Origin of the sequence: Rhizobium terrae (assembly GCF_003425685.1) — a bacterium.
GTDB lineage: Bacteria > Pseudomonadota > Alphaproteobacteria > Rhizobiales > Rhizobiaceae > Neorhizobium > Neorhizobium terrae.
In genome coordinates this window covers 20,088-32,090 of sequence record NZ_QJKM01000009.1, presented here as the reverse complement: position 1 = coordinate 32,090, position 12,003 = coordinate 20,088, and the positions used below count along the sequence as shown (strand labels likewise).

The window sequence follows — 12,003 nt, the reverse complement described above, 5'->3', positions numbered from 1 at the left end:
CTCCCTCAGATCTGTTCGTTGGCGGCGATGGGAGCCGCATGGCCGAATGCGCCGTCGATCCCGCAGATTTCGGCTGCGAACTGGCTGCCCTTTTCCATGGCGATCGCAATGGCGTCCGCGGAAGGCCGGTTGCCGCGCGTCCAGCCTGCCGCGAGCAGCGACAGGAGCATCGCCGTGATGAACGCATCGCCGGCGCCGAGCGTATCGACGACATTGGCGGGCTTCGGCAGGACCGAAACGAAATCTTCGCCGTTATAGGCGGTAGCGCCTTCCGGTCCAAAGGTCGCCAAGGCCAGGCCGCAGCCGTTGGAAACGGCTTCACGCAGGGCGGCAAGACCGCGTTCGCGACCGACGTCGCTCGCCGAAAGCGCTGCGAAATCGAGATGCGGCGTTACGGGTCCGATCAGATCGTCCACCTGCCAGCGATAGGAAAAGTCGTAGGAGATCAGTGCGCTTGCGTTCCTCAAGGCCGGCAGATGCGGATTGAGATGGCTGTAGCAGCTCGTGTGCACGAGGCGGAAACCGGCAATATAGTCGAGATCGGATCGGCTCGGCGTGAAGGGATTTTCCCGCGCAACGCCGCCCCTGTTGGAAAACACGAACTGGCGGTTTCCATCAACGACGCGCACATCCGCATGGCCGTTCTCACCCTCAACGACCCGGCAGAGCGGCGTCGGAATGGCCAGTTCTTCTAGAGTGGAGCGCACATGGCGACCAGCGGCATCCGTGCCGAACGTGCCCAGGAAAGCCGCATCCGCGCCGAGCATCTTGGCGTAGGCCGAAAAATTGAGTGCATTGCCGCCCGGGTACATCTTCCCCGTATGCAGGTAACGATCGACGACGTTATCACCCAGTCCGAGGACCTTGAGGCCCGAATATGTGCTGTCCGGCGTCACCATTTCCCGACCGCCTTTTCTGTCATGCAGTGCCAAGACGGGTGGGACATCCGCCGATCGCGCAGCCCGACCCGCCCCGAAACTTTCACGCCGGGATTGAAGGCGATGTCGGCGGACGTCTTACCCATCAGTAGTCGACCTTCCACATGTAGCGGCGCACGCTGAGTGGATGCTCGCGCAGAACCGAAAGCGTATGCGCAAACCAGTACCAGGTGACGCCGATCACGAAGGGAGACAGCAGCGGCGAGACATCCTCGTAGCGGCCGGCATCGAAGGTGATGATCTTGTCGGTCACGCGGCGGGTGAACTTCAGCGCCCGCTGGTCGATCTTGCGGTTCTCACCATTGTCCATCAGGAAAACATAGGCCATGTCCGGGTCGGCGACCTCGAACGGGCCGTGGCGGAATTCGCCCGAATGGATGTCGGACGCGTCGAGCCACAGCATCTCGTTGAAGATGCAGATCGAGTATTGGTAGTTCAGCGCCGACAGAATGCCGCTCGAAAGGACGTAGTAGATGTTCTCGTCCTTGTAGCGGCGGGCGAGTTCCATGCCGCGCTCGCGCTCGGCATTCTTGATGTCGTGCAGCTTGGCCGGCATGGCTTCCAGATCGGCGATCAGCTGGGCGCCGACCGGATTGCCGAGGCGCTTCAGGAAATAAGCGACGAAGAGATAGGCGATCATCGTCTTCGGCATGCCCGGCAGTTCCTTGCTGTAGGGCAGCAGGTAATCGCAGATCTTGGCAAGACCGCTGTCGTGGCCAGAGGTCAGCGCCACGGTGACGGCACCGGTCGTCTTCGCCCAGCGGGCCGCGACGACGGTGTCCTCGGTCTCGCCGTTATGGGAGGTGAGGAGCACGACGGCCTTCTCATTGACCGGCTTGGGGCGGCGGGTTTCGAATTCCGTCGAATTGATGCGCTCGATCCGAAGATCGCAATGCTTGTCGAGAATATACTTGACGGGCTCGATATAGGAGTTCGAACCGCCGGCGCCGACGAGGTAGATGGACTCGATCTGCCGCGACGAGAAGATGTCGTCGATCAGCTTTTCGGCAATCGGGTTGCCGTCGCGGAAGGTCGTCTCCAGCACGCCCTTCAGATAGTCCCCTTCCAGATAGTTCGGGTTGGGAGCCGACTTGATCTGTTCGTCGCTCGGCGTCAGGTTTTCGAGAGCCATATTCTTCATTCTCCAAAGGGAATTCAGGAGGCGCGGCCGAAGCCGCCGCCGCCCGGCGTTTGCAGGAACAGGCTGTCCCCGCGGTTCATCAGGATGTTGGTGATCGAGATGTCGTATTCCTTGATTGTCCCGTCGGCATTCGCGAATTTCAGCCGGGCAACTTCGCCCTGGCCGCCGCCGAAGACACCGTCAGCCGGAGTCCGGAGGCCCTCGCAGGAGGCGTTCGCCCGAACGCCGTCGGTCATCGCGACCACTTCGCGGACGATGCCCATGCCGCCAGTCGTATGGCCTTCGCCACCCGAGCCGGTGGCGAGCGCATAACGGCGCACCATCAGCGGATATTCGATTTCAAGCGCTTCGGCCGGCAGGTTCGAGGTGTTGGTGATGTGCACCTGAATGCCGTTCATACCGTCGTGCTCAAGACTTGCGCCCGCGCCGCCACCGACGGTTTCGAGGTAGACGAAATTGCCTTCGCGCGTCTTGTGCGGACCGAAAAAGATCATCGTCGCGTTCATGTCCGCCGAGGAGGCAAAGACCTTCTCCCTCGGCAAGACGTCGGCAAAGGCCTGGAAAATGGCGCGGACGACACGCTGGCAGCTAGTGGAGCGGATACCCACCGCAGCCGGGAATTTCGGACGCACCAGCGTGCCCTCTTCCGCAACGATCGTCACGGGAAGCGCCATGCCCTCGTTCGGCGGCAGCGCCGGATCGAGCAGCGCCTTGATTGTGTAGTAGCAGGTGGCGTCGAGGGCGGTCTTGGGGATGTTGACCGCACCTCGCGCCTGGGGATCGGTGCCGGTGAAATCGAAGGTGATCCCATCACCCTCGACCTTGATCGCGACCTCGATGCGGCAGGGCTCGTAACCGACGCCGTCGCCGTCGATGAAGGCTTCGCCCCTGTAAGTGCCATCGGGAAGATCGCCGATGCGCTTGCGCAGGCGGCTTTCCGAATAGGCGATCAGGTCATCGATCGCCTTTTCGACGGTGGCGATCCCGAACTGATCGGCGAGCGCCACGAGTTTCCGCTGGCCGATCTCATTGGTGGCGATCTGCACCTTCAAGTCGAGGATACGTTCGAGCGGATCGCGGCTGTTGGTGCTGATCAGCTTGACGATCTGCTCGTCCAGAACCCCTTCGCGGGCGATCTTCAGCACCGGGATGCGCAGACCTTCCGCAAAGATGCTCGTCTGGCTGGGATCGCAGGAGCCCGGAACACCGCCGCCCACATCCGAATGGTGGCCGAGATTGGCGGCAAAGAAGCAGAGCCGGCCCTCATAGAAGACGGGCGTCAGGATCGAGATGTCCGGCGTGTGCGAGCCGCCAGCGAGATAGGGATCGTTGCAAATGAACGCGTCGCCCGGCCTGATGTCCTCAAGCCTGTAGTTTTCCAGCACTGCCCCGACGCCGCCCTGCAGCGAACCGAGGTGGACCGGGATATGGGATGCCTGCACGATGAGCCGGCCGCGGCCGTCGAAGAGGCCGACGGAGCAATCCTTGCGTTCCTTGATGTTGGTCGAGAAGGACGAACGCACGAGGCTCAACCCCATTTCGTCGGTGATCGACATGAACCGGTTGGAGTAAACCTCCATCTCGATGGCGTCGAATTCGCGCGGCGGTCTGACGTGCTGCTGCATCACGCACGGTCCTTCACAAAGCTGAGGATGATGTTGCCGTAGGCGTCGACGACACCCGACTGGCTGGGGAGGACATAGCTGGTCGAGGTCAGCTCTTCGATGATTGCGGGACCGGAGAACCTCTCGCCCTGCGGCATCGAGACTCGCTTGTAGACCGGCACGGTCTGCCATCCGGTCTGCGGATCGATATAGACTTCGCGTTCGCCAACGATCGCTTCCTTCATCGTGCCGGCGACGCCCGGTACGGTCTGCAGCGGCCGGCCCGCATGACCGATCGCCTGGACGCGCAGGTTGACGATCTCGACCGGATGGTCGTTCAATGCATAACCGTAGACGACACGATGGGCGTCCGCGAACCGGGCGGCGAAGTCTTCCGCGGTGGAAAGAATGCCCTCGACGCGGATTTCATGGTTCTGGCCGGCATAACGGGCTTCCGCGATGTGCTGGAGCGCGCGCTTCTCATCGGGAATCGTTTCCGCTTCGAGCCATTCCCGTGCATGGACTTCCAGACCTTTAAGGGCGGAGCGGATCTCGAGCCAGCTTTCGCCCTGGACCCGCTTGATCTGCGTAGAAACGAAATCGCGGGTCACGTCGGACAGCAGCACGCCACGGGCGCACATCGTGCCGGGGGATTCCGGAATAATGACGGTATTCAGGCCGGTTTCCACAGCCACCAGCGAGGAGTGAAGCGGGCCGGCGCCGCCGAAAGCCATCAGCGCGAAAGATTTGAGGTCGTGCCCTTTGTCCATGGAGACCGCCCGGATAGCGCGCGCCATGTTGGCGACGGCGATGCGGATGATCCCCCATGCCGTATCTTCGACCGAACGGCCGATCTTCTCCGCCACGGCGCCGACGGCCTTGAGAGCCGCATCCCGATCGACGGGCATGGCTCCATCGAGAAGCGCGACCGGGTTGAGCCGCTGCAGCACGATATTCGCGTCTGAGATCGTCGCGTCCGTGCCGCCCTTGCCATAGGCGGCAGGCCCGGGTACGGCGGCGGCACTCTGGGGGCCGACCTTCAGGCCGCCGGCGTCGTCCAGCCAGGCGATCGAACCGCCGCCGGCGCCGATCACATGCACGTCGACCATTGGGCAGCGAATGGAATAGCCGGCCACGTCGCGGTCGGTGGAATAGGCAGGCTTGCCGTTGGCGATCAGTGCAACGTCGGTCGAGGTGCCGCCGACGTCATAGGTGATAATGTCGGGGAAAGAAGCGGCCTTGCCCACCAGAGACGCTCCGACAACACCGGCCGCAGGACCGGAGAGGCAGGTGCGGACAGGGTAATTGCGCGCCGTCTCGGTGGACATAAGGCCACCGTTGGAATGGATCGTATAGGGCTTTGCCTCGACGCCCGCCTTCCGCGACCGTGTCATGAAGCGATCGAGATAGCCGTCCATACGCGGCATCAGATAGGCGTTCATCACCGTGGTGGAGATGCGCTCGTATTCCCGGAATTCGGGCAGGACGTCGCTCGACAGCGAGATGAAGACGCCCGGCAGATGCCTGCGGATGATCTCCGCAGCGCGCTGCTCATGCGCCGGGTTACGGTAGGAATGCAGGAAGCCGATGGCGACAGCTTCCACGCCCTCCTGCTTGAAGCGCTCCGCGGCTGCTTTGACGCCCGCTTCGTCGAGCGGCACGATGACTTCTCCGGCCGGGCCCAGGCGTTCTGCCACTTCCAGCCGAAGCGGACGAACAACCAGCGGCTCCGGCTTGCGAACGCTCATGTCGAACAGGTCGGGACGGGTCTGACGGCCGATCTCGAGGACGTCGCGAAAACCTGCGGTGGTCAGGAGACCGGTCTTTCCGCCTCGGCGTTCAATGACCATGTTGGTCGCGACCGTCGTACCATGACCGAAATGGACCACGTCGGATGTCCGAAGCCCGCGTTCGGCAAATCCGGCAATGCCGGTCCCGATCGCTTCGGACGGATCGTGAGGCGTCGAGGACACCTTGAAGTGGCGCATGTTTCCGGACTCATCATCGAGGACCGTAAAATCTGTGAAGGTTCCGCCGACATCGATGCCGACCCTGATATTGCCCATGATGCTCTGGTCTTCTGCACTGTGGCTGCGGCTTCACGCCACCGCCTTGCCTGTCATGGGCATGATCTAAAACCGGCTATCGCATCTTGTAAAATTCAATTATTCGAGCTTTCCATTCCAAAATGGAATATTCACGGAGGTGCGGATCATGCGACGGATCAAGCTCAGACATCTCGACACGCTGGCCGCATTCATGAAGACAGGCTCCGTAACAGAGGCGGCGTTGGTGCTCCACACCACCCAGCCGAATGCCAGCAAATCTTTGAAACAGCTGGAAGACTTCGCAGGCGTCAAGCTCTTCGAGCGGAGTGCGGGAAGGCTGCGTCCGACACCGGAGGCTGAACTCCTTTTTTCGCATGCCACGCGCCTGATGGAAGAGTTGACAGTTTTCGAAAACCTTTCGCTCGACCTCACCGCCATGGCACAAGGCTATCTGAATATCGGCATCCTGTCGGCCTTCAGCACAGCCCTCATCCCAATGGCGATCGAGCGTTTCAACAACCTCTATCCCGGCATTCAGGTCCAGGTGGACCTGCTCGATTCCGACAAAATCCACTCCTATGTCAGCCGCGGCAACTACGACTTCGGGCTGGTGCACCATCCCGAACACGAATCCGACCTGATGACGCAGACGCTGAAGACCTCCTCGATGGTCTGTATCATGCCGCCCGACCACGTTCTCGCGCAGCATCGTATCATCCTGGCGAGCGACATTGCCGATCAGCCATTTGTCACGTATCCCCGGTCGGTACCCTTCGGTGCGGCAATCTTCCGGTCGCTCTCGGATGAGGGTGTAAAGCCGTCCAACACCCTGATCTCCAACCAGAGCCAACTTATCCGACGCTTGGTCGAAAGAGGGCGCGGCGTGGCATTAGTCGACCACTTCTCTGTATGGGATGCCAACGAACTGGACCACATAGTGGTTCGCCAGTTCGAGCCCCGGATACCTGTATCTGTCGGGATGATCTTACCGAAACGAAGGCCTCTATCGCTTGCCGCGCAGACATTCGTGAGCACGCTCAAAGATGTTCTCCAACAGAACCCGACTTAATCAGGAGTGATGGTCTGCAGTTGAAGGGATCGAACCAACGGCCCCGTCTGGCAACGGCAGAGCATGACGGGCTTCTTCACCAAGGAACCTGATCTGACCTATTCAGTTCTTGAAGCGCCCATTAGCCAGCTGCGCCAGAGGCTGATCGACGACATCAACATGCGGCGTTTCTCACGCGAAACGCCGCAACCATCTTCGCGACATTAGACGCCTGGCGACCTTGGGCGGTTACCAGACACAGCGACCGCGGACGATCTGCGCGGATTCCAGATCCAGTAGCAGGAGGACGGCGTTCCCGTTCCGACGATGAGCAGCATCGTCTCGGCGCTTCGCTTCTTCTTCACCGAGACCCTCGACTGCCCGGACCTGGCGCGCAGGCTTGTCCGGCTGGCGCATCCTCGGAATCTGCCTGTGGTGCTGAGCCGCGACGAGGTTGCCCGGTTGCTGAATGCCACCACCTGCCTCAAACACCAGGCAGCATTGTCGGTCGCCTATGGCGCGGGCTTCCGTGTCGCTGAGGTTTCCATGCTGAAGGTCGCCGACGTCGACTGCGAGCGGATGCTGTTGCGGGTCGAGCGTGACGAGGGCGGGCGCTTTCGCAATGCCATCCTCTCAGAGGACCTGCTCACCCTGCTGCGCAGTGAGGTGGGTCGGCAGCAGGGTGAGATGCACCGCGACGGCTGGGTATTCCAAAGTCTGCTTTGGAAAGGAGGGCACGTTCGCGTAGCCGTCCAAAAGTTACACTTCAATTGAAATCCCCAAAAAGTCTCAATTACGGTCTCAGAATTTGAAAAAACTCCCCGTGTTTCAGATTAAAATGTAAATCGGCACTGGAACCCGTACAGGCCTAACATCCCGGTTCACTTCGCGACTTCAATGCCAGCATCCGGCGCAGACGAGAATTGCGGCCATCGGCGAGCGTCTGAATGGAGACGTTGGCATATGATTGTTCGACGGCATCGGTGACTCGTGCCTGCAGGGCAGCATCGGGTACGGGAGATCCGAGATCGCCCCAAAGCTTTTCCTGCATCGGCGCAAACATATTCCAGAAGCCTTGCATGCCTTTATCCCCTCCGGCGAGCCGGTAAGTCAGGAACGGTCCCATCAGCGCCCAGCGGAGACCGGGCCCCTCCGTAACGGCACGATCGACCTCCTCGGCTGAGGCCACGCCGCTTTCGAGCAGGTGAATCGCTTCGCGGAAGATCGCCGCCTGCAAACGGTTGGCGATATGTCCGTAGATCTCCTTTTTCAGCCGGACGGGAACCTTGCCGAGGCGCGTGTAAAAATGTTCAGCTCGCACCAGAGCATCCTCCTCCGTCCTCACGCCGCCCGCCAATTCGATCAGCGGCACCAGATGGGGCGGATTGAACGGGTGACCCAGCACCACCCGTTCGGGATAAGCACAATCTCTTTGCATATCCGTCACCGAAATCGCCGAGGAACTCGACGCGATGATGACATCCTGAGCTGTCGCAGCGTCAATGCGCCGCATTAGCTCGATCTTAGCATCCAGACGTTCGATTGCGTTTTCCTGGACGAACCCCGCGCCCTCGCACGCGGCCTCCAGGTCGGACGAGAAACGAAGCGTTCCACGCCGGTTTTTTTCAAGTACACATTGCGGAAGAGAACGCCAGCAACACTCTACCGCGTCGACAAGCTCGGCTTCGGCACCCTCGCGGATATCGGTTGCGACCACGTCTAGACCGTGCGCCAGAAAAAGGCAGGTCCAACTGGACCCGATGATCCCCGTTCCAACTACGGTCACCTTCTTGATTTCATCCAAATACAGTTCTCCCGTGCGTGAGGTCAGTGTCGGATCCGGCTCAGTTGTGCGCCATCAGGCTTTGCGGTGCTTCGCCCTTCTGCATCCAGCTTTCCAGCGCACCGAGCGGATCGAGGTTTGCCTGGCTGATCCCGCCGGCGCCGGGCGCGATGCCACAATGGTCAAGGCCCGGAATCATGTAAAGGCGTACGTTTTTTGCCAGCGCTTCGGCGCCGCCCGCAGTCTTTTCGGCCGCCTTATGCCAGGCGACGGTGGTGTAGGGCGATACGATTGCGTCGGCCCAACCATGCCAGACAATCATCTTGCCACCTGCCGCCCGGAAGGCGGAAATGTCGGGATCATCGGCATTGTACATCTCCGCTGCGGCCTCCATACGGGCGGGATCCTTGTCGAAATCGAACTCAGTCGCGTTGTAAGCCGGACCAGGATCCTCCGGATACGCCATGTAGGAACCGAAAGACTGTGCGAAGAGCGGGTTCAGCCCGGGCGCCCCGGTCTCGTTCCCGGTCAGCCATGTGCGCCAGAAGGGCTCGGAACCCTCCGGGATACCGCCCACGAAAAGCGTCTTGCCCGAGGAATCGACGGGCGATTTGCGCCATTTCTCAACGACTTCTCGTTCCTTCGGCGTGATACACGCCTTGACTTCGCTGCCTGCATTGCAGGTGATCTTCGACAGGTCCACGGAGCATTGGCGTGGATCGGCGATCAACTTGTCTTCGGCTCCGTCGACACCATCGCACTGGCGCATGACTTCAGCACCGATCAGATCGACCTTGTCAGCTTTCAGGATCTGCTTCCCGTCGGGGCCGGTATTGGCCTTGACCTGCCAGGCGAGCCCCGGACCGGCAAGTCCGGTCTCGTTCAGCGCCGGCGCCCCGGAAATGATCCCCTGGAACATCTTCGGATATCGCAAGGCCGCCATATTGGCCATGCGACCGCCAGTGGAGCAACCCTGGAAAACTGCCTGATCCGAGGGCTTTCCGTAGAAAGCCTGGATCATCGCCTGTGCCACGCGATTGGTTTCCCCGATGGAACGCCAGCCCCAGTCGCGCTCGGCGTTGACGTTGCCGTCGGCCCAGTCCGCATCGACGGAGGTCAGTCCATGATGACCGCTGTCGGTGGTCGCGGTGGCATAACCTTTCTGAAGGCCTGGACCCATCGCATTGACGAAGCCGCTGCGACCGCCGAGATTGCCACAGAAGCCGCCGCAGCCCACCTGATAGAACCGGCCGTTCCAGCCCGTGATCGGAAGGCGCACCTCGATCGAAATGGCGGGAAGCGCGATCGCTCGCACCTCACAATAGGCCGGCAGATCGCCCGCGGCGCTGATAACGCGCGCAGAGGTAACGTGACCCGCATCGAACACCGCATCCCGAAGTGCCGCGCATTTTCCGCCGGGTCGATCCTCCGCCAGCATCGGTGTGCCGATCAGGACACCGGCCCCGATCAATGCCAGCATAGTGGATTTCAGAATCAGAGGCTGCATGTTCCTTCTCCTCCTGGTTGACCAGACCGCGGGACGGTCCTCCTCCGTCCCCGCGTTCCGGGTTGCATGTTCCATCGCGTTGTTCAGCGCGATGTCGATTTCCTTCGATTACCCACAGCGCGGGTGACCGGCGGATCTGATGGCGCTGGTTCCGGCGGGTCCTGCCTTGGTCAGCGGATCAGAAGTTCACCCGGTCGCCGCCCTTCAGCGCCAGCATGCCGCGAGCTTCGTGCGGTGTCGCAACCGCCAGCCCCAGCCCTTCCAATACCTTCCGGATCCTGCGGACCTGTGCAGCGTTGGATTCTGCCAGCGCACCAGGGCCGTCCCAAAGCGAATCCTCCAGCCCCACGCGCAGGTTACCGCCCATCGCGGCTGCCATTGTGGTAATCGGCAGTTGATGGCGCCCGGCACCGAGAACCGACCAGACGTAGTCGTTGCCAAACAACCGGTCGGCAGTCCGCTTCATGTGCAGGACATCGTCGGGATGGGTACCAATACCGCCCAGGATACCGAAGACTGTCTGGATGAAGAGCGGTTCCTCGACCAGACCGCGATCGCGGAAATGGGCGAGGTTATAGAGGTGGCTGGTATCGTAGCATTCGAACTCGAACCGCGTACCGTTGCCGCCACAGAGCTTCAGTATGTGCTCAATATCCTTGAACGTATTCTTGAAAACAGTATCGCGCGTTTTTTCGAGGTATTCCGGCTCCCAGTCGTATTGGAACTTTTCGTAGCGGTTCAGCATCGGAAAGAGACCGAAATTCATTGACCCCATGTTGAGCGAGGCGACCTCAGGCGCGAATTTCAACGCCGGCTGCAGGCGCTCTTCTACGGTCATCGTGGGGCTGCCACCGGTGGTGAGGTTCAACACCGCGTCGGTTGCCTGCTTGATGCGCGACAGAAAGGCCGCAAAGGCGCCGGGATCCTGGGTCGGACGTCCATCTTCGGGGTTGCGGGCATGCAGGTGCAGGATCGCCGCCCCCGACTCTGCCGCCTCGATGGCTTGCGCGGCGATCTGATCGGCAGTGATCGGAAGATGCGGAGACATGCTGGGGGTGTGGATGCCGCCGGTGATGGCGCAGGTCACGATGACCTTGCCTGGTGATTTGGCCATGCTCTTACTTCCTTGCTCTCAGATGTTTTCGACGTTGCCACACACGCTGATCGCCTGGCCCGAAATGTTGGCACCGCCCGGCGAAGCCAGGAACAACGCGGTGGCCGCGACGTCTTCAGGTTCGACCATGCGGCGCAGCGAAATGTTGGCGAGATACTGCTTCTCCATGTCCTCGTAACTGAGACCTGACGCCGTGGCGCGATCGCGGATCACGCTCTCGATGCGGGGGCCGCTCACGACGCCCGGCAGGATTGCATTTACGCGTATCCCGTCTGGGCCCATCTCCTTCGCAAGGCTCTGGGTCAAGCCGACAATTCCCCATTTGGAAGCCGAATATGGGGTGCGAAGCGCGTAACCCAGGCGTCCGGCAACGGACGAGATGTTCAGAACCACTCCGGCGCTGGTGCGCAGCAGCGGCGCGGCGCGGCGCAACACCAGGAACTGCCCCATGAGGTCGATATCGAGGGTCCGGCGGATCTCCTCGACCGACAGTTCATCGATGGCCCCGGTCGGTCCGGCTATCCCTGCATTGTTGACCAGCACGTCGAGTCCGCCCAGTCTCTCGGAAGTGGCGTCAAGCAGGGCGTCGACTTCTGCCTGGTTCGAGACGTCGGCGCGCAACACCGCGACCTGTGGGTGAGCCTTGCCGAATTCCGTCATTGCCTGCGTGTCGACGTCGCAGATCAGCACGCGCGCATCGGCTTCGAGGAAGGCACGGGCAATAGCCGCACCGATGCCCGACGCGCCGGCGGTCACCAAGACTCGCAAGCCCGAACGCGGGCGCATTCGTTCGATCATGTTCATGTGTTGGCCAGTCAGG

10 protein-coding genes are annotated in these 12,003 nt (G+C 61.2%); 2 read left to right on the top strand and 8 right to left on the bottom strand.

The window, feature by feature from the left end; translation table 11 throughout:
* Positions 1-5 precede the first annotated feature (5 nt).
* The 4 genes from DMO26_RS17605 to DMO26_RS17590 all read right to left on the bottom strand — a co-directional run bounded on the left by DMO26_RS17605 (position 6) and on the right by DMO26_RS17590 (position 5,749).
* Complete coding sequence (locus tag DMO26_RS17605) at positions 6-932, bottom strand: fructoselysine 6-kinase (protein ID WP_162894949.1); 927 nt, start codon at positions 930-932, stop codon at positions 6-8.
* A 91-nt stretch (positions 933-1,023) separates the two neighbouring features.
* On the bottom strand, positions 1,024-2,079 hold the full coding sequence (locus tag DMO26_RS17600) for an SIS domain-containing protein (protein ID WP_117193466.1): 1,056 nt from the start codon (positions 2,077-2,079) through the stop codon (positions 1,024-1,026).
* A 14-nt stretch (positions 2,080-2,093) separates the two neighbouring features.
* On the bottom strand, positions 2,094-3,704 hold the full coding sequence (locus tag DMO26_RS17595) for a hydantoinase B/oxoprolinase family protein (RefSeq protein ID WP_117193465.1): 1,611 nt from the start codon (positions 3,702-3,704) through the stop codon (positions 2,094-2,096).
* Positions 3,704-5,749, bottom strand: coding sequence for a hydantoinase/oxoprolinase family protein (locus DMO26_RS17590; RefSeq protein WP_117193464.1), 2,046 nt, complete (start codon positions 5,747-5,749; stop codon positions 3,704-3,706). Before DMO26_RS17590 ends, DMO26_RS17595 begins: the two co-directional genes overlap by 1 nt.
* 148 nt (positions 5,750-5,897) lie before the next feature.
* Here DMO26_RS17590 and DMO26_RS17585 point away from each other — a divergent pair, with 148 nt between their 5' ends.
* Both DMO26_RS17585 and DMO26_RS34415 read left to right on the top strand, forming a co-directional pair.
* Positions 5,898-6,800: a LysR family transcriptional regulator gene (locus DMO26_RS17585; protein ID WP_117193463.1), complete on the top strand. Its 903-nt coding sequence runs from the start codon at positions 5,898-5,900 to the stop codon at positions 6,798-6,800.
* A gap of 306 nt (positions 6,801-7,106) precedes the next feature.
* Positions 7,107-7,553, top strand: coding sequence for a tyrosine-type recombinase/integrase (locus DMO26_RS34415; protein WP_226951334.1), 447 nt, complete (start codon positions 7,107-7,109; stop codon positions 7,551-7,553).
* Between the two features lie 94 nt (positions 7,554-7,647).
* On the opposite strand, the gene DMO26_RS17575 is transcribed toward DMO26_RS34415, so the two are convergent.
* The 4 genes from DMO26_RS17575 to DMO26_RS17560 form a co-directional block, all read right to left on the bottom strand.
* Positions 7,648-8,583 (bottom strand): 3-hydroxyacyl-CoA dehydrogenase NAD-binding domain-containing protein, encoded by a 936-nt coding sequence (locus DMO26_RS17575; RefSeq protein WP_205421234.1) that lies wholly within the window; start codon positions 8,581-8,583, stop codon positions 7,648-7,650.
* Between the two features lie 40 nt (positions 8,584-8,623).
* The gene (locus tag DMO26_RS17570; protein WP_117193461.1) at positions 8,624-10,069 is read right to left on the bottom strand and encodes a tannase/feruloyl esterase family alpha/beta hydrolase; all 1,446 of its coding nucleotides are present in this window, start codon (positions 10,067-10,069) and stop codon (positions 8,624-8,626) included.
* A 178-nt stretch (positions 10,070-10,247) separates the two neighbouring features.
* Positions 10,248-11,183 (bottom strand): BKACE family enzyme, encoded by a 936-nt coding sequence (locus tag DMO26_RS17565; RefSeq protein ID WP_117193460.1) that lies wholly within the window; start codon positions 11,181-11,183, stop codon positions 10,248-10,250.
* Between the two features lie 18 nt (positions 11,184-11,201).
* Positions 11,202-11,987: an SDR family oxidoreductase gene (locus DMO26_RS17560; RefSeq protein ID WP_117193744.1), complete on the bottom strand. Its 786-nt coding sequence runs from the start codon at positions 11,985-11,987 to the stop codon at positions 11,202-11,204.
* Between the last annotated feature and the right edge of the window lie 16 nt (positions 11,988-12,003).